The organism is Pedobacter chitinilyticus, assembly GCF_003313385.1.
Taxonomy (GTDB): domain Bacteria; phylum Bacteroidota; class Bacteroidia; order Sphingobacteriales; family Sphingobacteriaceae; genus Pedobacter; species Pedobacter chitinilyticus.
In genome coordinates this window covers 509,672-529,542 of the sequence record NZ_QMHN01000003.1, presented here as the reverse complement: position 1 = coordinate 529,542, position 19,871 = coordinate 509,672, and the positions used below count along the sequence as shown (strand labels likewise).

The following is a 19,871-nucleotide window of genomic DNA, read 5'->3' as shown; positions in this document are numbered from 1 at the left end:
CTATTATTGATCATTTAAGAAGGGACGGTTATACTGCTCCCAAAACAAGGCATTGTAAGGCACCTTTGCCAAATAATAAAAAGCCGTTCGTCGATCTATTTTTTCCACTTGATCTGTGCTCACCTGATCCGTTAGGAACAATAAGGACGATTTTACGTCCAACTTGCGATCATCTTTTAAACGATTACCCTCGTACTGCCAACTCATGAAGCCATAATATACCACGTATTTTCCAGTAGCAGTACGCTGGTACAAATTGGTGAGAGAAATATTCTCTTCTTGATAGCGATTAGTAAAGATGGGATTAGGGAGATTCTTTTTAAAACTGTTTTGGGCATAACGGTTCATGATGGCGGTATCCCTTTCCCACTTCACCGAAGTTTTGATGATGGCTTTGTCTGAATGATTGATATAAAGTGTACCACTATAAGCTTTCATGTAGTAAAGTCCCGTTACGCGGTGGGTAGCTTGTTTAGCTTTAAAACTGATGACGAAGATCTTCTCGTCGCCTTGGTAAATTACCGAATCTAAGGTTAATTGGAACTTTTTAAGCAGCTTGAGGTTAAATATAGGATTGGTTTTCATCAAATCGGCATTGTTGAGCCATGCGGAACTTCCTGTAAGTGGCACAAAAATGCCAGCAGCGTACGGTATTTTTTTAAGATTGGCTTGTTTTACATTCCCCGCATAAAGATCATCCTTTTGGTAACCGTTTTCAGCGTAAAGTTTAATCACATATTCTTCATCGGCCAGTAAAGTATCCACGTTAGTGCTTTGGGTGCGCACATAGCAGTTGGCATTAAAATCGGTTTGGATGTAGTTTTGGGGAATAAGTTCAATGGCTTCTTTTAATACCTGAAAAGGATCCGTTCGTTTGGCTGTAATGGTTACCGCTTGCAGTTGCTGAGGTTGGGGTTTTAGCTGGACCATGGCATTGTTTTTAAGCGTACTGAGCAAAATGTGTTGCGTTTGATAGCCTACATGCGAAATACTAAGGCTAAGGTTTTTATCGGCTGGGACATTTAAGTTAAAGATGCCTGCCTCATTAGCCACTGTATGTGCTATGTCGTTTGGCAATTGGATGTTGGCAAAGGAGATGGGCTTACCCGTTACGGCATCTTTAATGCTGGCTTTAATTTTAATGAGCGTTTGGTTTTGCAGCGTTTGGTCTACGGTACTTTCTTTTACAACATTGTTTGATGGAATTGACGTTGTTTGTTGGCTGATATTGCTCGCTGGTGGCTCTTCCTTTAAGTAGGGTGTAGATGGCCCAGTACTTTTTACGTACAACAATAGGTCAAATACCTGCTCCCATGGACCAGTTAAGGGGGTGTATTCGATCGCATAGGAAGTTGTTGGGTTTGGAGCAGATTTTAAGTCTACCAAAGCTGCAGTAATAGCTTGTGTGTTGAGCGTTTGTTCAATAGCATTAGCTGAAGGTGGAGGTAAATTGCGCACCTCCTCGGTCCAGCTACCGTAACTACCACTACCTGCGGTTGCGCCAATAATGCACAACTTTTCCTTCAATATCGGTTTCAAGATGCGGCCTATGGGGAAATAAGACTTTAATTCCTCATTGTTCAGCAAATCAACACGGTTAGCAAAATGAGTATTGGCTCCCCAACAAATGATCTTTTGGCCCTTATAGTGTTGCATCAGAAACAAAATGTTATCGGCCATTTGTTGATCTCTTGGATTACTATCTGTCGCCACAAAACTGCTTTCAGACTTTGCACTGGGCTTTTGTACCACATAGCTTTTGGCCAAAGCCAAGGTACTTTCCAATCCCTGCACCAAAAAATCCCTGTGATGTACAATGGTTTGGTTAGGCAGTGTTAACTGGCCTAATAAGCGAATACTTTCTAGGCTAAACTTTTCGAAGGTTGCAATGGAGGAACTTAGAGGAAATTCAAAGCTTTCGTTCAAGTGGCCTATCACTTCATCCATTTGATCAAAATCGATTTTGGCTACGGCCTTTTCATCCTTGCTAAAGTGACTCAGCAGTTTTCTGATTTCCTCTACAAAAGCATCAGCAGAATAGGTCCCTGTTAACTGTGAATCGAAACCTGCCATTTGAAGGGAAGTTTTGTGCTCCTCTACATATTGCATCAATGGGCGAAATTGGGCACTCCCCGTCCAAATATTAAAGATACTACCTTCCAAAGCTTGGCTTGTGTTTTCACCCGCAGCAATGGCTTCGTTAGCCAAGGCCAAATCCACCAGGCCACTTTCAAAAGCCAACACACTAAAGCCCATTTCCTGGTGCAGAAACTTTATCATTTCTGTCTTTAACTTAAAAATATCACCATCGCCATGCGTAGGCTCGCCTAATAATACCACCTGTGCATTGCCAATTAGCCGCTTAATACTATCCGCTTTTTTACCCCCAAACAAAGCCGAATACGGACCATTGTGAGTGGCCACCACAGATAACTTTGTTTGTGCCAATGCAACCGACAGGTGTAAACTAAGCCATAGCAAGGCAAGATACTTGCCGAATTTCAATCGGCCAATCAACATCTTTTTCATTAAAAAATACTTTGAAGGCGGAGGCTAGTTCCTGTTGGCAAAGGCAATGGCTTTTTCAAGTACCTCATCTTGCCCGTTCTTAATACCTGCAATACTTGGCTTCACTTCAATATCGGGCACAATCCCAATGCGCTGTGTTTCGCTCCCATCCAAATGGTACATGCCTATTCCTGTAAACACGGTCCTAATGTTGCCTGGCAAAATAATGGGCGGCGTTACATTGCCATCGGCACCTGCAGTTTGGCTACCTACAATGGTGGTGTTTGGGCCCGTTTTAAAGGCCATTAAGCTCATTTCGGCAAAGCTTTGGGTACTTTCATTGGCCAGTACAATTAATTTGCCCTTGTAGTAATCGCTGGTGTCCTTCCCTATTTTAATGTTTTCCATATAACTATCGCTCAGATAGCTAAACTGCCCAGGCTTGGTGACACTGCCTTTGGTCATTTTACAGAATGCGCTCGACTTGCCAAACAAATAGTTGCCTACGGCCATGGTGAACATGGTTTCTCGGGGGTAGGTACGCATATCAATGATGATCGCTTTGCTTTTCATGGCTATCTTCATGATAGAATCGAGGTTTTTAACTTGCAGTTTTCCTGGATGCAGATACGCAATATCCGAGCTTAGCAGTTTAAAAGAGGGTTCGTTTTCATTTTCTTTAACAATGGCCTTAACCCAAGGCAATGTTTTAATCGTAATTTCTTTCACCGCATCACCTCGTTTGATGGTTAAATTCATCACCGTATCATTTGTCCTAAGCAAATTGGTGGCTATTCTCGAAAGCTGCGTAGGATAGTTAGAGGCCGCTGTATAAGGTAAGCGCTCTTTCAAAATGGTTTCGATGCTTTGATGATTGATACTCATGATTTCATCACCCCTTAACAATTCTTTGGCATCGTTTGTAGCATCTGCCAAGCTTTTAGAGACCACGGCCTTACTGCCTACAAACACCACATTTGCCGCAGGTTTTAATTTGCCTTGAAATTCGTAAAGCAGTGGTTCAGCCCAAATAGATAACACCACATGCGAGTCTTGTATCTTGGCAACCATTGCTGCCACCGAAAGCTTATAAGCCATTTCATCTTTGGCAGTTACAAAGGACGAGATCAGCCCTTTTAGGGTGCTGTCCCAGCTTTCTTTCAAGGTAGTTTTGTAGGGATAAAAGTATTCGACCATGTTCCAGTAGCGATAAAGACTTAACAACCGGTAGCCTGCATCTGGATATTTGAAGCTACTATAGGGTGCTTCGTTTTTAAAGTACGGCAGCGGCATGTCTTCCGAATAGATTTTTACATAGTGGTTATCAGGCTTTCTTTCATAAGTCGTTGTTTTCAACAACAATTGGCTCAACTCATTTCCAAAGGTTTTCGGGTTTATCCAGCTAAGGTTAGGTTGGTACCTTACCGCAAGGGTATCTTTTACCACAGTAGTATGGCCCTCGCCCAATGACTTGGCCCAAGTATATAGTGTCAGGTTTCGTTGGTTTTTGTCTTTTGCCGCTAAAATTTGGGGCATTACCTTAAATAGTTCTTCGTCCCAGTTCAGTGTACCTTCGGCTACTTTGGGATGGTAGTATTTTAAAAAGCCCCATACTTTGCCTAGCAGTACCAAGTCTTCGGTTTGTTGGCTATTCACTTGGCTAAGGGTAATGGATGAACCTGTACTAGGCGCTGCCGTGGTGGTTTGGGCATAGAGTGTCGAAAAAAAGGAGAGCGTTAAGCTTATTGAGCATGTTAAAAAGATGGATTTAGTTAGTGAGATGAGGCTTAATGATTGTTTTTTCATGTGAAAGATTGTTATAATGGCTCAAATGGATTCGGTTATTTTTTAAGGGGATCATTGGGAACGGCAAGCACTACGGATGACAGGTGCTGTCCGCCATCTTTATCTAAGGATACTACTCTAATAAATAGGTCTTTTTTATCAGGCTGCTTTAGTTCATCCTTATTTTTTTGGCAAGAGATCACTAATAAGCTTAAGCAAATAAGGCTCAAGATTGCACCACTCTTCATGTGCTTACGGCGAATGACTAGCAATGGGATCCCTAATATGGACAGCAAGGCCATCCCAGTAAGTGTTTTTTGCTGCGTTAAATCGGCACTGAAATCATAGTTCAGCACTTGGCTCGAATTGCCATTAACGGCTTTTGAGCTTACAGTACCCAAGGTGACAAAGGTTTTTCCGTCAACAGAGGCCTGTACCTCAAAGCGATCGTTGTTCTGCTCAGAAAAGGTGGTCCATTTTACATGTACGGTATTGGCCTTACTACTTGCTAACACGGTACCTAAACCTACGGGTAGCGGGGCTACATAAGTACAATTAATGGGCAAAGGGTAAGGGTTATCCGTATCATCTTTAAATAGCCAGTTTTGTGGGTTGTGTATTTTTGACCTAATCTGGTTCAAGTCAGTACCTTTAGCTTTATCGCAATCTACACGGCTATTATCAGACTCCGCATTAGCCGTACCAGGCAATAATACCGCCATGATAGCATTGGTGCCATTGGTAAGTCCTGGTGGAATAGCCGATCGGTTTTGGGTCAAGCTCCATCCTGTTGGCCCGTTGGCACTGGCAATTTTATCCCAAGTAGCCGCAGCACTAGTGGGTTGGCTACCTGCGCCTACAATTTCACTGTTCATGTGGATGCCCGAAATAAAGGTAGGTGCTAAAGCAGTTCCTGTATAGGCCAATACTTGGTCGCCTGCCGAAGAAAGCACAAAAAAGCCTGAAGTTGTAACCGTTCCCGTTAAAGCACTTACACTTACTGAGGCCTGGCCCGTTGCCGTAATCCTCACCTCGGTGTATTGTGCCAAATCAGCAGCGGCTTTCCAAGTGATGATCCCTTCGCTAGTCCCAAGCGCATTGGTCGCGGTACTCCAACCATTATCCGTAAAATAGATGGCGGTTTGATTTTCGATACCACCAGGCCTAAGGATCACGAAAGAAAACGTGGATTGCTCATTGGAATTTTTCATGGCATTGTAGCCCACAAAGGCAATATCGCCTGCAACAAGCGTGGTGGCCGCATTGCCTTTCAGGTAAAAAAATAGGTTAAGGAAGATGAAAAAGATGAGCCTTTTACTTTTCATGTGCTACGGATTTGTCTTTGGTTCCTTTTAATTGTTCGTTAATGGGCAAAGGACTAAACCAAACCGCTAGCCGTCCCTTCATCCAAATAGAAGGGCTAAATTATTTAAAGCAAAAAGTAGCGAATTGTAAAAATGGAACCTAGTCAGGAAAGAACCAATTGATTTGTCCATTCTCAAAAGCCTGGTTTTTACTAAAGAACTTTTGGGGGTTCATTCCCGTAAGTGCTTTAAAATCTTTGATGAGGTGCGACTGGTCGTAAAAAAGACTTTCGTACGTAAGAGAAGTAAGGCTATCTTGCTGCTTTACGTTTTCTACCCTGTTTTGCAGGGTCTGTCTAAATCGGGCTATTTTCCTAAACTGCGATGGGCTTTTGCATAAATGCGTATTAAACAGTCTGCTCATGTGCTGCCTGCTGATGGAAAGTTCGTCGGCAACCTGTTGAATGGTATTTTGGGGCTGTTCTAGTAATTCCATTGCTCTTTCCAATAGTCCCAAATCCTTTTCTTCGTATTTAGAAAGCCAATAAGCTTCTATCCTTTGCTGAATTTTATCTTCCTGCTTTTCTTCCAACAGGGAAATCATTTCCTGTTCATAATCAGCAAAAGGGAAAAAACTAAACAGTTCTTTTTCAAAATAATCAATAAGATCATTTTTCAGGAATTGATTAAGACCTAACGACTTAAAACAAAAGGCAATTTCCCTAATGGGATGCTGGTAGGAAAAAGTAATGGGCTGTAAAAATCCAAAGGTCGCCAGGGAATTTAATCCGCAACTAGGATCCTCTTTTACGGCAATGCTTTGTTTACCTATTTGTAGCGCCGTATGGTTGTAAATAGAGATGATGACATGGTTGGATGGAAACACGATATACTCCAGCGCATCTTCCACGGTATCGGTAGCAAAGATATAAAAGCCTTCCAAGTACTTTTGAAGTAACTCATTTTGGGGTCTTATAAACTTGAAGTACATAGCGGCAAATTAAATAAAATAAATTGATGCGTGGGAAGGAATCGACTAATATACAACGTATAAAGCCTAGGAATTGTTGTTTTTAGGGATTAGGGGTTAGTAGCAAAACTTTGTTAACTGTTGGTTAATTGATGATTTGTTGAACTGGTTAATCGTTACTATTTCACTACCCATACTTATTATCGTCGTCTCGACCGCAGCGGAGAGATCTTTGAACTTTGCCATCCAAAACGCACTTTCTGTCCCTCTACTTTTCAAGCAGAGATTAGGAGAGGTTCCACCCCCCTAACCATCTATAGTATAGCGAATATAGGTTCCCCTGAATTTCCCTTCTTTTCTTAAACCAGTTTAAGTTTTCTGAGCCTTAACCCTCCTACTTTTACCTTTTATTCAATACTGGTATCATGGAAAATAAGATCAATAATAACTATCCGCAGCTATTTCTAAGATTTGCATTGGGTATTGCCTTATGGTCGGCAGTGGCAGATAGGCTTGGGTGCTGGCCGCAACAGTATGCTGCTTGGGGAAATATGGAAAACTTCATTGCTTATACGGGTAAAATCACCGCTTTTTACCTAGCGGATTGGCAACGACCAATGCATATTTGGCCACCTTTGCTGAAAGTATGTTAGGTTTATTATTGATGGTAGGTTTTAAACTGCGTTGGACTGCTACTTTAACAGGCTTAATGCTGATGGCTTTTGCCCTTTGCATGAGTTTAACGCTGGGCATTAAAGCTCCTTTCGATTATTCGGTATGGGTAGGTAGTGCTGGAGCCTTTTTATTGGCCAACCTAGCTTCGTTTCCCTTTAGCATTAATGGCTAAAAAAAGCGAGTAACGTAAGTGGTCGTGGAGATGCAATAACATCATTTTTGCAAAATAGGATCGATGATGACAATGAAACCGCCAAACACTCGCGTAATGACAATCATTGTTACAATGAAACCTCCATGCACTGGTGTAAGACGAAATCATTGTTACAATGAAAGCGCCATGCACTAGTGTAAGAAGGAATTATTGTTACAATGAAACCTCCCTGCAGTGGTGCATGGAGGTTTCATTGTGGAAAAGTGAGTTGAAAACTGGAAAAGTTAATGATTTAACAGAAAGCCGAGCATTTGCTGTTATCGGTAGGAAAATTTTATTGAAAGCGTGAGGACAAAAAGCTCTTAACTAATTAGGGTCGATTAACCTTTCTTTTGAATAACCAATGGATTTGATCCTTCTTCTAAACCGTTGCATTCATCTAAATGAAAATGATGGTTTGCAGGAACGTTATCCTGTGCCAAAGTTAATAGGTGTTTTGCCAAGGAAATTAGCCCAGCCTTGTTGGCAGAAATCATGATCTCTCCGTTAATTACCTTCGATTCGATCTCAAATCCATCTTCCCAATCTAACTTGAGGCCTTCATCTAAATATTCAGGGACTGTTACTATGATTTCCATATATCTTTATAATACTGCTCATTAAAACATGAGTTACTCTAGGCCACTTACTTCATCCAACCTTTTTTAAGAACAATATCCAAATAAAACTTAAATACTGTCGAATCGGGTTGGTATGTTATTTCTTTAACAGACTTAATACCCGTAAGCTGCTCCATTGCACCCATTTTTATCTGATAAATAGACATTCCTTTGTAACGTAGGTCATGTATAATCCTTGGGTCCATCGCATCGGTCAATAGATATTTGACCATATGGGTTTGATGATGATCAGCAATGTAGTTAATGGCTTTGATCACCTCTATTTTTTTATCGCTATCCAACATTTTTATTAATGTCCTTTCATCAGTAGTGCAGCTACAAAACATTAAAGCAAAGGCGAATATTATCACTCTGCATCTTACAATGTTTTTTGTTCTACTTGCGATCATACCTATACCTTCTGCTATGTAGGGTTCATAGCCTAAATACTTCTATTGCTTTTTCTTCTTCAAGAAAAACAGACCAACCATACTAATAGCCAAAATAAACGTCAACAAGAAAAAGTTATTTCTAAAAAAAACATTTGTTTCGGTAGGTATTTGATGTCCACTGGCATTATAAAGTCCCCAAAGCAGTAAATTAATTAGCAGCAAAACTATACACGCCCATTTTAAACCCTGTGCTATTTTTTTCATTTAATAGAAATTTTAGCCCCCACTTTTCTGGTTTAAGTAACTAACTGAAATAGCGAGCTTAATCAGAAGGGTATTTTCATTGATGTACACCCAAAACGCATGCGCCAAAACAAGGAGGATGTTAGATTAATCTTATATTTCATATTCATTTTCGTGTATAAGGAAATCTTGCAGGGTGTACTCGGTGTCACATTTAATTGCTCAAAGAACATCTGGAAAGTTTTACAGCTTCTTTAGCATTTTCTCTTGAAAGACCTGCGGCCCGTAAAGCTCTATAAGCAATTATAACGGAGTCCTTTTTAAGAACGTAACATATGTGGCGCTATGGGTTAAGGATAGATTTACTTTTCTTTTTTCCTGCCGTCTTTAATGAGCACATAAAGCACGAATACCAAAGTCGCTAGGTAAACAATGCTCAATGCTGGTTTCTCTACCTTGAAGGTTTGAAAGTCGATTTGCTTAAATAAGGCTACACCAATTACAATAGCCGCAATGCTTAGGGCAAAGGTGGGTGCTTTTTTATTTTCCATGTGCTGTTATGCTTGTTTTGTGAAAGCAATAATACTAAAAAGTACGAGTTCAACCATCAAAACTTTTAAGTGTACGCGAACTCTAAGACAATCATCATCTTCTAAAATCTTAAAAAATTAGGTATCCTAAGTGGATTATCTATTTTTTCGTCCTCAAACAAACATTCAATGAAAAAATCTTTTTTTATATTCTCCTTCTTAGAAGAACGTCGGTGGCGGCGTGTACTAATTTAATGGGCTATTAAAACAATAGGTCTCACAATAATGTGAGACCTATCGTACAACTTATTGAATATGGTAGTTATAGGGTCTTAAATTGTCTCTTTTATTCCTACCTATAAGCTGGATTTTGCGGAATATTATTGTTCGTAATCTCTTGGATTGGAATAGGCCATGTTTGATTATATGGGCCTACAGGAACGGCTAAAGTAGCACCACGCTGTACCTGTATACGATTAAAGGTGTTCGTACGTTTCATCGTTGTCCACGATAAGCCTTCTTCGTGCATTTCCCAATCCCATTCTTTCCATACCGCTTGTTGAAATTGCGCTTGGTTCAAGCCCGCTAAATCAGGTACGTGTGTTAGATTATTTTTATCTATTCTTGCCCTCTTACGTATTTGGTTAATGTACTGATAAGCTTGTGCAGGTCCATTCATGGCGTTTTCGGCCTCTGCGGCAATCAGGTACATTTCTGCGAATCGGAGAATAGGAATGGCATAAGAAACCACTGCACCCGAAGGAAGAACCCCACGATCAATCAGTGTTTCATCCACAAATTTATGGAAAAACGGCCTAGCAAGTGTTCCCCCTCCTGGAGCAGGATAATTAGACATAACACCCCATTGCAAGCGCCTATCTCCATTGGGGAAACTAGCAATAAAATTGGCCGATGGTACCAAAGAAGGGGTGTAGCCTTCAGCGGTACAAGAAGCACCGTGCAAAGGATTACCCCCTCTGTCGGCTGTATATTGTTTTTCCCAAATTGATTCGGTAGTATATGCTACTTTATGAAAAACATCAGCATAATCATTTACCAAAGTAAAAGGTCCGCGGGTAATTACATCGGTCGCTTTTTGTAGTGCATCTTTGTAATATTGGGTTTGGTTAAGTGGGTTGCCTGCCATGGTAAGATATACCCTTGCCAACAAAGCGGTAGCCGCCCATTTGTATGCACGACCAGGCTGTGCCGCTGTGGGAGGTAGATTTGCTTCTGCAAAAAGCAAATCCTCCAATATTTGCTTGTATACATCGGCCTGTGGAGTTCTTGGCAGTCTTAGGTCGCCATAATCTTCAGCTACCTTTAGCGGCAAGGGCACATCACCAAATAATTGTACCAGTTGAAAAAAAGCATAGCCTCTTAAAAATCGTGCTTCGCCAGTAAGGTTTGCCACCGTTGAGGCACCCAGTGGTGCTTCAGGCAAATACTTCAAAATAAAATTGGCATTTTTAATAACGGCATACGGGCCGTTCCAAGCTTCACGAGAACTGTAGTAAGACTCTGTGGGCTGATTATTATAAATTTGCAAAGCTTGCTCAACTTGAGAAGAAGGAGCCGCATATAGATCAGTAATCATTTCTTGTGAGGCCCCGAAATATAAAGGCAAGCCACCGTATATCCCTTTTACCGTTGCTTCATAATTTCCAGTGTTTAAGAAAAACTGATTTGGACTAAGGACAGTCTTTGGCTTTTCTTCTAATGCTTTTTCGCACCCTTGGGTCAAAAATGCTAAAAGCGAAATCAATATGATATGTATTTTTTTCATGTTGCTAAGTTTTAAAAATCTACTTTAATACCACCTGTTATAGATTTAGTGGATGGATAATTGCCTCGGTCCCAACCTACCACAGCAGATGAAGCCCAAGATACTTCTGGATCAAACCCGCTGTATTTGGTTAAAGTGAGGTAGTTTTGGGCACTTATAAAAACCCTTACCCTCGAAATGCTTAATTTGCTTAAAAAAGTTGCAGGAAGGGTGTATCCTAAAGTTACATCGCGCAAACGGAGGTAAGACCCGTCTTCAACCCATAGTGAATTTGCGAAATCACGTATGCTACCTCCGCTGTTCTCACTTGGTTTATCAAATCTATTGCCTAATCCAGGACCTTTCCATCGACCATCAAACCCTTCTTGGGTTGGCGCCCATTTTCCCGTAAGCGAAATATTGTATTTCCTAAACTCATTCACAATATCATTGCCGTAACTACCCACAATCATAAAAGAGAAGTCGAAGTTTTTATAAGTAAACCTGTTGTTAAAGCCAAAGGTAAATTTAGGCTCCAGACTGCTTAATACGGTGCGGTCATCCTGATCGTTTACCGTGCCTTTTCCATCCCAGTTTTTAAACTTATAATCTCCAGGGTTTTTAGCGCGCTCACCGTTATCAATGGCTTCTTGCTTGGTTTGGTAAACACCCTCTACGGTATAACCATACAGCTGCATCATCGACTGGCCAACAATGGTAGGAAACCAGTTACCTCCTGCATTGATTTCTTTAAGGACAATTGGGTTACCATAGGCATCTTTACCCAGATCAAGCACTTTGGTACGATTAAAATTCATATTAAACGATGTATTCCATTTTAGCTGCCCGGCTATTTTTGGTTGGGCTGATATCTGAAACTCGAAACCTTTGTTTTGCACCACGCCTACATTTTGCAACACGCTGGTAAAACCTCCCGAACCAGGCAAATCAACCCTTAATAGCAAATCCTTGGTGCGTTTGTTATAATAATCGGCCACAATTTGCACCTGGTTTTTAAACAATCCTATATCCAAACCAATATCAAATTGCCTGGTTGTTTCCCATTTTAAATTAGGATTTGGAAGTACAGAAAGTACAAAAGCAGAATTGATCTGATTGCCCAGAATCACATTGGAAGCAGCAACATTAGCAAGGGTTTGATAGTTATTAATTGCCTGGTTTCCAGATAGGCCGTATGAAGTCCTTATCTTTAACCCAGAAAGAGTAGGGTTATCCTTTAAAAAATCTTCTTGTGATACTGCCCAAGCTAAAGCAGCGGATGGGAAAAATGCGTATTTATTATTTTCACCAAACCGCGAAGATCCGTCCCGTCTGCCTGAAACAGTTAGAAAATATTTGTCGGCGTAAGCATAATTAGCCCTGGCAATAAACGACAACAGTTTGTTGTCGCCAAAGCTTGTTGATGGCAAAGCCTTGGTTACCGCCGATTGAAGATTGAAAGTTTCATAAGTGTCGTTGGCAAAACCAACAGCTGTACCGCTATTTAATCCATCAGAATTGCTTCCTTGATAGGTTAAGCCCAACATTGCATCCAGTTTGTGCTTGCCGCCAAACTGTTTTTGATACTCTAAAATATTTTCGTTAACGAAAGTGGTTGAATTTCCGAAAGATCTAGCCCCCACACCAAATACAGGCTTTCCTTCAACTGTAGCCTGGCCCAGGCTAATATTACCTGGATAATAAACATCGGATTTATTATAACTTTGATCCAAGCCTGCGCTCAGTTTAAGCTTTAAGCCATCAACAATTTGATAGGCCAGTGCCACATTTCCTATAATACGCAAGTTTACGTTTTTATCTTTCCAATTCTCGGAAAGTCCCACAGGATTTGTTTCGCCCCATGAAACACCTGTAAACTTGGTGTAGTTACCGTTGGCATCACGTACTTGCATTGTTGGCGGCAACACCATGGATGACCAAGGTATACCCCCACCGCCATCAGCACTTTGGTACTGAGCTCTGTTATATATCGAGTTTTGGATGGACAGGTTTGTAGAAAGGTTCAGCTTTTCAAACAGTTTATGCTCAATATTGGCTCGTAAAGACATGCGCTCGAAAGCAGAATTACGGATCACACCATCTTGATTAAAATAACCAAAGGAAGTGTAGTATTTCGTGTCTTGGTTACCTCCGCTGATACTTAAATTATGATCTTGTTGAGGAGCTGTCCTATACACCAAATCCTGCCAGTCGGTACCTTTTCCCAAAGCGCTTATCTGTGCAGCAGTCCAAGGAAGTGGTTTGCTATCGTTGGCGGCAACTTCATTTTGCAGCGTAGCAAAGTCACTTGCATTGATCACATCAATTTTCTTTCGCAGCCTTTGAGCACCAAAATAATTGTTATAGCTTACCTTTGGCTTACCAGAAAGCCCTTTTTTGGTGGTAATCATGATCACGCCATTAGCTCCCCTCGAGCCATATATTGCAGTAGAAGCAGCATCTTTAAGTACCGAAATGCTTTCTATATCATCGGGGTTAATCTGTGCAGAAAGCCCATCCAGCATCATCCCATCTACCACATAAAGAGGCTCGTTGTTTGCCGCTAAGGAATTTGTTCCCCTTATTTGTATTTTCATTGCTTCCCCTGGTTGACCAGAAGCTTGGTTTACCCGCACACCCGCAGCTTGGCCCTGCAACGCCTGAGCAACATTTGAAACCCCTTTAACTTGAGTAACCTGTTCGGAAGATATGGTTGAAACGGAACCTGTAAGGTCTGATTTTTTAACCGTTCCGTAGCCGACTACCACAACCTCGTTCATGTTTGAAACATCAACTTGCATGATAATCTTGACAGGATTTCCAGTATATGTTACTTCTTGCGTTTGGTAGCCTACAAACGAAAGTACCAGCACTACATTTTCCTGCTTAGGTTTGTTCAGCTTAAAATTCCCCTGCAAATCAGTAGTAGTCCCTTCTTTAGTTCCTTTAATTTTCACATTGACTCCCGACATCGCTGCTCCCGATATATCGGTCACTTTGCCCGTAATTACTTCCTGAAAGCTATTCTTGATGAAATTTGAGGTCCTTTCTTCTCTAGTGTCCGAATTGCTGATGTGAGCATATGCCTTACCTGAAATTTGGCAGAACACTAAAAATAGGATAAAGTACTTTACACAGCGTACGTACTTTTTTATTGACGGTCCCCATTGAATACAGGGCGCACCAAAAACATGTTTGAATAATGTTATTGAATTCATAAATAGTGGATTAGATTGTTATTTAATTAGTAGATTCTTTCAATTTAGTCCATAGGACCAAATTGAAAATAGCACTGCTATCCCTCCGCAGTTTTGCTTGATTTAATGATTTTGGATATTTTTTATTTGCATAGGCGGTAGTTTGTTTAATGTTTATGGTTAGTTGAAGTGATTTTGCATAGATACAGCACAGCCATTAAGCCCAAAAGGCCTGCTAATGCATCAACTTTGATCATAAACCATTATTGATTTTATGATGTAAGTGCAGATTGTTTTCCGTACAAAATCCTATTCCAACTTTTTTATGTTGAAATGTCTAATTAAATTGCAGAAACGTTAATAAGGGATCTATCTTGTCGGTTCTCTTTATGGAGGGGAATAAAGACTTGTTGTATATGTTTTTCGTAAAAAGGCATTCGTTCAATCACCAAGCTAGCGGACGCCAGCAATTCTGCTTTTGCTCCTAGCTTTGAAACTTCTATTTTAGTGCAGTCCGCAATTCTGGGAATACAAAACTCATTAATGGCTTGTTGTATACCTGGTAGCAATTGCTTACCAGCTTGCGCTCCTCTTCCGCTAAGCACTAATAGCTCGGGGTTGAGGATATGTATTAGCGTAGCGACCCCTTTTCCAATTTGAAAAGCGGCTTTGGATAAAATGGATATGGCCAGTGGATCGTGATTTTTTATGGCATCCAAAAAAATATCTAAATCGGGTTTACTGCTGCTTTTGAACCATTCTCCCAGTATAGATTTCTGACCACTGGCAATCGCCTTTTTTGCATTTTTGATCATTACCAACAAAGAGGTATCTACTTCTAAGCAGCCTGTTTTGCCACAGGAACATAAGTCATTGTTGGGTGACAGTGGAATATGGCTAAACTCTCCTGCGTAACCGTTGTTGCCACGATAAAGTTTACCATCGATGATCATGCCCAAACCTGTTCCCCAACCAACGTTAACCACCATTACATTTTGTTTGCCAATGGCTTTCCCAAATTTAAGTTCAGCCAGTGCAATTAAACTTGAGTCGTTGTCAATAAAAACAGGCAGGCCCAACTGCTCGGCAAGATAAACGCTCAAGCTAGTGTTGTTTGCTACCTTTAAAAAAGTATGATTAAGCCCTTCGTCAGTATTTACAAATCCAGGTATTCCAATGCCAACGCCTATAATATTATTTAATGGAATGTTGGCTTTTTGAATACTGCTTGTGATATAACTTACCAGTTGCGGAATTGCATCTGCCGAATTTTTTAAATCCAGTTCTATACTGTCGGCTTCGAGTATTTGTTCGCCTGCCAAATTATAGATAGCTATTCTGCTGGTTAATTGATCCATGGCAACGGCAATAATATACTTGCCCAAAGCTGGATTAATTAGATATGTTGAGGGCCTACGCCCTCCAGTTGATGGTGCTAGTCCTTGCTCAACCACAAAACCACCTTCAATTAATTTGGCCACCATACTGGTTACCAAAGGCGAACTTTTACCTGTAAGCTTACTTAACTCAGTCAACGATAATGCCTTTTTGTAAAACAGTTGTTTCACAATATCGGTCACTAGTTGTTGATTTTTCTTTGAGGTAAAAGTCATTTGGTTTGTAGATTAACGTAAACTTATGTAAAAAAAATAAAATAAACCAAAACTTTTCAATTTTTTTAAAAAGTTTTTTTTTACAGGGCTACCAATTAGAGACACTTTTTAACTTCCATATCTATGTAAAAGGAATAATTATAGAAAACAAAAAAGCACCAACCATTAACTGATTGATGCTTTGAAAAGTAGCCCCGAGCAGAATCGAACTGCTATCTAATGTTTAGGAAACATCTATTCTATCCGTTGAACTACGGGGCCGAATTACAGGCGCAAATATATAAAATTATGTTGTTTCATTATCTCAACGTATATTCGATTATGAGAAAAATATTTGGCGTTCTTTTAATCATACTTGCGGCTTTCCTTAGCTTAGCTATACTTATGTCAACTTTACCTACACTTTTAGATAGCTCCTCAAAGGTAAAGGGTAGCGATGCATCTTCGCTAGGCTATGCCATAGGAACATTTATCGCATTCATTTCTATGGTTGCTGTAAACGCATGTCTTTATTTTTTTGGATTCAAATTACTAAAGAAGAAAAAAGAGCTTGTACCAATCCCAAGTAAGGATTTTCCTACCTCAACCCATCTATAGCTAAGCCAATAGCGCTCAAATACTTTGATTTATTTCTATCTGTTTAAGATCTCCCGATCCTTCCATCTCGTAAATCTGTAGACCAAAGTATGGTGCCGCAGCAATGATATGGTCAAAAATATCAGCCATAATGTGTTCATATTCGGCCCAAATAATGGTATTGGCAAACACATAAATCTCAATAGGCAAACCATGTTGCGTGGGTGCCAACTGACGAACCATAATGTTCATGCGTTTATTGGTGCCAGAGTGGTTAGAGATATAGCTATCGATATATTTTCTAAACAACCCAGCGTTGGTCAGGTTTCTACCATTAATCAATAGGCTTTTATCCGCATTCACCCGCTGGTTGTGCTTCTCAATATCTCTTTGACGGTGTTGGATATAGGAAGTAAGTAATTGAATTTGCTCAAATTGCGGCAGTTCTTCTTCCTTCAAAAACCGAATACTCGACTGCTTGATGTTAATGGCTCTTTTGATACGTCTCCCACCCGATTGCCGCATGCCCCGCCAGTTTTGAAAGGAATCGGAAATGAGGGAGTAAGTTGGAATCGTGGTGATGGTTTTATCAAAGTTCTGCACCTTCACCGTGGTAAGGTTAATTTCCAGAATATCGCCATCAGCGCCGTACTTAGGCATGGTGATCCAATCTCCAATGCGCACAATGTCATTGGTAGTTACCTGTATACTGGCCACAAACCCCATAATGGCATCCTTAAACATTAACAACAATACTGCAGAGATGGCACCCATTGCTGTAAAAAATGCCACAGGTGATTTGCCCGTTAAATTAGAGAAAAGCACCACCGTGCCTACCAAATACAGCAAAATACGAATCACCTGCAGATAACTATCAATAGGTTTTCCCTTGAAGCCTGGCTTTTCCTTAAGCAAATCGCCTCCAGTTTTGATAAAAGCCATGAGCACCCATACAATTACCAGAACTAGATAAATATCACATAAACCCAATATCAACTTATTGAGTTGCGGATAATCGTGAAAGACCACAGGAATAGCCACATAAATGGCCAACAGCGGCGCAATTAGGGAAAGATAATGTGGCACTTTATTTTCCAGCAGGAACATAAAGAAGGGGATATCCGTTTTACGGATGGTTTGGATTACGATGAGGCGTAGGATGCGTCTTACGACATAGTAAATCCCATAGGTAATACCCAATGCTACCAACAGCAGTACCAAAGTGTTTACAATGGCCGCTGCATTATGTGACAGGCCCATCCTTTCGAAAAAAGATAGGCTTAAACGACTGAAATCTCGCAAGTGATTGTTTAATTCCATATCGTGGCAATATAACTCTTTTGAGAATAACTAGCGAACGGTACCGCCGTTATTTACACTTTGCGTAGGGCTTACAAAGCTCAATTTGCCATTGGCATCTTCTGCCATTAAAATCATGCCTTGTGATACGATCCCTTTGATTTCTCTTGGAGCTAAATTAGCGAGCAAACTTACCTGCTGACCAATAATTTCAGTTGGGTTGTAATGCTCTGCAATGCCCGAAACTACCGTACGTTGATCTAAGCCTGTATCTAACGTTAGTTTCAGTAGCTTCTTGGTTTTCTCTACCTTTTCTGCGGCAATAATGGTTGCCACGCGAATATCCATGGCGCCAAACTGCTCAAAGGTAACATTGTCCTTTGCTGGAGCAAGCGTAGCATTTGCGGCTTCGTTTTGTGCTTTACTATTGTTCAACTTATCAATTTGAGCTTGTACTTCAGCATCTTCAATTTTAGCGAACAATAAGATCGGTTCATTCAATTCATGTCCTCTCTTCAACAGGCTTACAGAACCCGCATCTTCCCAAGTATGTCCGCCATAGTTCAACATTTTCTGCAATTTATCTGCCGTAAATGGTAAAAATGGTTCAATCAGGATTTCTAAGTTGGCTGCAATTTGCAGGGCGATGTTCAAAATGGTACGTACGCGATCTTCGTCGGTTTTAATCAACTTCCACGGTTCGGTATCCGCTAAGTATTTATTACCCAATCGAGCCACATTCATTACTTCAGACAAGGCTTCTCTGAAACGGTAGTTCTCAATAGAAGCACTGATTTTGGCGGGATAGGCTTTTAGTTCCGCGATTACCGCGTTATCAATATCGGTAAGTTCCATGCAAGTTGGCACCTTACCTCCAAAATACTTGTGGGTAAGTACCGTTACACGGTTCACAAAGTTGCCCAAAATGGCAACTAACTCGTTGTTATTTCTAGCTTGAAAATCTTTCCAGGTAAAATCGTTGTCTTTAGTTTCAGGCGCAGTAGCAGTTAACACATAACGTAAAATGTCCTGTTTATCTTTAAACTCCTCCAAATACTCATTTAACCAAACAGCCCAGTTTTTAGAGGTCGATATTTTTTGTCCTTCCAAGTTCAAGAATTCGTTGGCAGGCACGTTATCGGCCAAGATGAAATCACCATGTGCCATTAACATGGCAGGGAAAATGATACAATGGAAAACGATGTTATCCTTACCAATGAAATGCACCAATTTGGCATCTTTATCTTTCCAGTACTCATCGTACTCAAAGTTATCTACTTTGTTTTGGTCTATGTAATATTCCTCAGCCTTAGGGTTCCAAATGCCTAACTTGGCATAGTTAGCCAATTCTTTAGTGGCCGAGATGTAGCCAATAGGCGCATCAAACCAAACATAAAGCACTTTGCCATCGGCTCCTTTTACAGGTACTTTCACACCCCAATCTAAATCTCTGGTCATGGCTCTTGGTTGCAAACCAGCATTTAACCAGCTTTGGCACTGTCCGTAAACATTTGGACGCCATTCTTTGTGGCTTTCGATATAAGTTCTTAATCTTTCTTCGTATTTATCTAAAGGCAAAAACCAGTTCTTGGTTTCTCTCATTACGGGAGGTTCGCCAGACAAAGTCGATTTTGGATTGATTAAATCAGTTGCGTTTAAAGTACTACCACAGCTCTCGCATTGATCGCCATAAGCATTCTCGTTACCACATTTAGGGCAGGTACCTGTAATGTATCTATCGGCCAAAAAAGTTTGTGCTTTTTCGTCGTAATACTGCTCGGTTACCTCCTCGGTAAACACGCCATCATTGTACAGCTTTTCGAAGAAATCTTCCGCGGTTTGGTGATGGGTTAAGGATGAGGTACGATGATAAATGTCAAAGGAAATTCCAAACTCTTTAAAAGAATCGCCAATAATTTTATGGTACTTATCTACGACCTGCTGTGGTGTAATGCCTTCCTTTTTTGCCTTTAGGGTAATAGGAACACCATTTTCATCAGATCCGCAAATGAATTTTACATCCCTTTTGTTAGACCTCAGGTAACGCACATAAGTATCGGCAGGCAAATAAACACCCGCTAAGTGACCAATATGCACCGGACCATTGGTGTAAGGCAAGGCTGCCGTTACGGTATATCTTTTAAATTTACTGTTATCCAAAACTATTTATTTATTTATCTTGGCAAAGATATTGTTTTCAA

16 protein-coding genes and 1 tRNA gene are annotated in these 19,871 nt (G+C 40.6%); 3 read left to right on the top strand and 14 right to left on the bottom strand.

All coding sequences use genetic code 11. The annotated features are described in order from the left end of the window. Positions 1 to 3 precede the first annotated feature (3 nt). The 4 genes from DUT70_RS12490 to DUT70_RS12475 all read right to left on the bottom strand — a co-directional run bounded on the left by DUT70_RS12490 (position 4) and on the right by DUT70_RS12475 (position 6,588). Complete coding sequence (locus DUT70_RS12490) at positions 4 to 2,529, bottom strand: erythromycin esterase family protein (protein ID WP_113647664.1); 2,526 nt, start codon at positions 2,527 to 2,529, stop codon at positions 4 to 6. A 24-nt stretch (positions 2,530 to 2,553) separates the two neighbouring features. Then, the gene (locus DUT70_RS12485) at positions 2,554 to 4,314 is read right to left on the bottom strand and encodes a S41 family peptidase (RefSeq protein ID WP_113647663.1); all 1,761 of its coding nucleotides are present in this window, start codon (positions 4,312 to 4,314) and stop codon (positions 2,554 to 2,556) included. A 35-nt stretch (positions 4,315 to 4,349) separates the two neighbouring features. Beyond that, the gene (locus DUT70_RS12480) at positions 4,350 to 5,618 is read right to left on the bottom strand and encodes a hypothetical protein (RefSeq protein WP_113647662.1); all 1,269 of its coding nucleotides are present in this window, start codon (positions 5,616 to 5,618) and stop codon (positions 4,350 to 4,352) included. A gap of 139 nt (positions 5,619 to 5,757) precedes the next feature. Then, complete coding sequence (locus DUT70_RS12475; protein ID WP_113647661.1) at positions 5,758 to 6,588, bottom strand: helix-turn-helix domain-containing protein; 831 nt, start codon at positions 6,586 to 6,588, stop codon at positions 5,758 to 5,760. A gap of 404 nt (positions 6,589 to 6,992) precedes the next feature. Between DUT70_RS12475 and DUT70_RS21430 the strand changes: the two genes are divergently transcribed. Both DUT70_RS21430 and DUT70_RS21425 read left to right on the top strand, forming a co-directional pair. Then, positions 6,993 to 7,220 carry a hypothetical protein gene (locus DUT70_RS21430; RefSeq protein WP_240432100.1) on the top strand — a complete coding sequence of 76 codons (228 nt, stop codon included), beginning with the start codon at positions 6,993 to 6,995 and terminating at the stop codon, positions 7,218 to 7,220. After that, positions 7,172 to 7,414 carry a DoxX protein gene (locus DUT70_RS21425; protein ID WP_394342352.1) on the top strand — a complete coding sequence of 81 codons (243 nt, stop codon included), beginning with the start codon at positions 7,172 to 7,174 and terminating at the stop codon, positions 7,412 to 7,414. The genes DUT70_RS21430 and DUT70_RS21425 overlap by 49 nt, the downstream gene beginning before the upstream one ends. Positions 7,415 to 7,776: 362 nt before the next feature. On the opposite strand, the gene DUT70_RS12465 is transcribed toward DUT70_RS21425, so the two are convergent. The 8 genes from DUT70_RS12465 to DUT70_RS12430 form a co-directional block, all read right to left on the bottom strand. Beyond that, complete coding sequence (locus DUT70_RS12465; protein ID WP_113647660.1) at positions 7,777 to 8,034, bottom strand: Imm32 family immunity protein; 258 nt, start codon at positions 8,032 to 8,034, stop codon at positions 7,777 to 7,779. Positions 8,035 to 8,081: 47 nt separating this feature from the next. Next, positions 8,082 to 8,360, bottom strand: a complete 279-nt coding sequence (locus tag DUT70_RS12460) for a hypothetical protein (protein ID WP_128353360.1) — start codon at positions 8,358 to 8,360, stop codon at positions 8,082 to 8,084. 147 nt (positions 8,361 to 8,507) lie between these two features. Further along, positions 8,508 to 8,711, bottom strand: a complete 204-nt coding sequence (locus DUT70_RS12455) for a hypothetical protein (RefSeq protein WP_113647658.1) — start codon at positions 8,709 to 8,711, stop codon at positions 8,508 to 8,510. 341 nt (positions 8,712 to 9,052) lie between these two features. Then, positions 9,053 to 9,241, bottom strand: a complete 189-nt coding sequence (locus tag DUT70_RS12450; RefSeq protein ID WP_113647657.1) for a hypothetical protein — start codon at positions 9,239 to 9,241, stop codon at positions 9,053 to 9,055. Positions 9,242 to 9,572: 331 nt separating this feature from the next. Next, positions 9,573 to 11,006 (bottom strand): RagB/SusD family nutrient uptake outer membrane protein, encoded by a 1,434-nt coding sequence (locus DUT70_RS12445; protein WP_113647656.1) that lies wholly within the window; start codon positions 11,004 to 11,006, stop codon positions 9,573 to 9,575. Positions 11,007 to 11,017: 11 nt separating this feature from the next. Next, positions 11,018 to 14,203, bottom strand: a complete 3,186-nt coding sequence (locus tag DUT70_RS12440) for a SusC/RagA family TonB-linked outer membrane protein (protein ID WP_113647655.1) — start codon at positions 14,201 to 14,203, stop codon at positions 11,018 to 11,020. A 320-nt stretch (positions 14,204 to 14,523) separates the two neighbouring features. Beyond that, positions 14,524 to 15,795 carry an ROK family protein gene (locus tag DUT70_RS12435; protein WP_113647654.1) on the bottom strand — a complete coding sequence of 424 codons (1,272 nt, stop codon included), beginning with the start codon at positions 15,793 to 15,795 and terminating at the stop codon, positions 14,524 to 14,526. A 189-nt stretch (positions 15,796 to 15,984) separates the two neighbouring features. After that, a tRNA-Arg gene (locus DUT70_RS12430) sits at positions 15,985 to 16,056 on the bottom strand. Between the two features lie 60 nt (positions 16,057 to 16,116). On the opposite strand from DUT70_RS12430, the gene DUT70_RS12425 reads away from it, so the two are divergent. Further along, positions 16,117 to 16,392 carry a hypothetical protein gene (locus DUT70_RS12425; RefSeq protein WP_113647653.1) on the top strand — a complete coding sequence of 92 codons (276 nt, stop codon included), beginning with the start codon at positions 16,117 to 16,119 and terminating at the stop codon, positions 16,390 to 16,392. A gap of 15 nt (positions 16,393 to 16,407) precedes the next feature. On the opposite strand, the gene DUT70_RS12420 is transcribed toward DUT70_RS12425, so the two are convergent. Both DUT70_RS12420 and metG read right to left on the bottom strand, forming a co-directional pair. Beyond that, complete coding sequence (locus DUT70_RS12420; protein WP_113647652.1) at positions 16,408 to 17,691, bottom strand: mechanosensitive ion channel family protein; 1,284 nt, start codon at positions 17,689 to 17,691, stop codon at positions 16,408 to 16,410. A gap of 30 nt (positions 17,692 to 17,721) precedes the next feature. Continuing rightward, a complete protein-coding gene (gene metG, locus DUT70_RS12415; protein ID WP_205529792.1) occupies positions 17,722 to 19,830 on the bottom strand; it encodes a methionine--tRNA ligase in 2,109 nt (702 codons plus the stop codon). Positions 19,831 to 19,871: the final 41 nt, after the last annotated feature.

What these genes read in the sequence shown, in the direction of transcription:
- DUT70_RS12465 (WP_113647660.1), bottom strand. Translation starts at nt 8,034, where the DNA reads ATGGAAATCATAGTAACAGTCCCTGAATATTTAGATGAAGGCCTCAAG.
- DUT70_RS12480 (WP_113647662.1), bottom strand. Translation starts at nt 5,618, where the DNA reads ATGAAAAGTAAAAGGCTCATCTTTTTCATCTTCCTTAACCTATTTTTT.
- DUT70_RS12455 (WP_113647658.1), bottom strand. Translation starts at nt 8,711, where the DNA reads ATGAAAAAAATAGCACAGGGTTTAAAATGGGCGTGTATAGTTTTGCTG.
- DUT70_RS12440 (WP_113647655.1), bottom strand. Translation starts at nt 14,203, where the DNA reads ATGAATTCAATAACATTATTCAAACATGTTTTTGGTGCGCCCTGTATT.
- DUT70_RS12485 (WP_113647663.1), bottom strand. Translation starts at nt 4,314, where the DNA reads ATGAAAAAACAATCATTAAGCCTCATCTCACTAACTAAATCCATCTTT.
- DUT70_RS12435 (WP_113647654.1), bottom strand. Translation starts at nt 15,795, where the DNA reads ATGACTTTTACCTCAAAGAAAAATCAACAACTAGTGACCGATATTGTG.
- DUT70_RS12460 (WP_128353360.1), bottom strand. Translation starts at nt 8,360, where the DNA reads ATGTTGGATAGCGATAAAAAAATAGAGGTGATCAAAGCCATTAACTAC.
- DUT70_RS21430 (WP_240432100.1), top strand. Translation starts at nt 6,993, where the DNA reads ATGGAAAATAAGATCAATAATAACTATCCGCAGCTATTTCTAAGATTT.
- DUT70_RS12450 (WP_113647657.1), bottom strand. Translation starts at nt 9,241, where the DNA reads ATGGAAAATAAAAAAGCACCCACCTTTGCCCTAAGCATTGCGGCTATT.
- DUT70_RS12445 (WP_113647656.1), bottom strand. Translation starts at nt 11,006, where the DNA reads ATGAAAAAAATACATATCATATTGATTTCGCTTTTAGCATTTTTGACC.
- DUT70_RS12420 (WP_113647652.1), bottom strand. Translation starts at nt 17,691, where the DNA reads ATGGAATTAAACAATCACTTGCGAGATTTCAGTCGTTTAAGCCTATCT.
- DUT70_RS12425 (WP_113647653.1), top strand. Translation starts at nt 16,117, where the DNA reads ATGAGAAAAATATTTGGCGTTCTTTTAATCATACTTGCGGCTTTCCTT.
- DUT70_RS12475 (WP_113647661.1), bottom strand. Translation starts at nt 6,588, where the DNA reads ATGTACTTCAAGTTTATAAGACCCCAAAATGAGTTACTTCAAAAGTAC.
- DUT70_RS12490 (WP_113647664.1), bottom strand. Translation starts at nt 2,529, where the DNA reads ATGAAAAAGATGTTGATTGGCCGATTGAAATTCGGCAAGTATCTTGCC.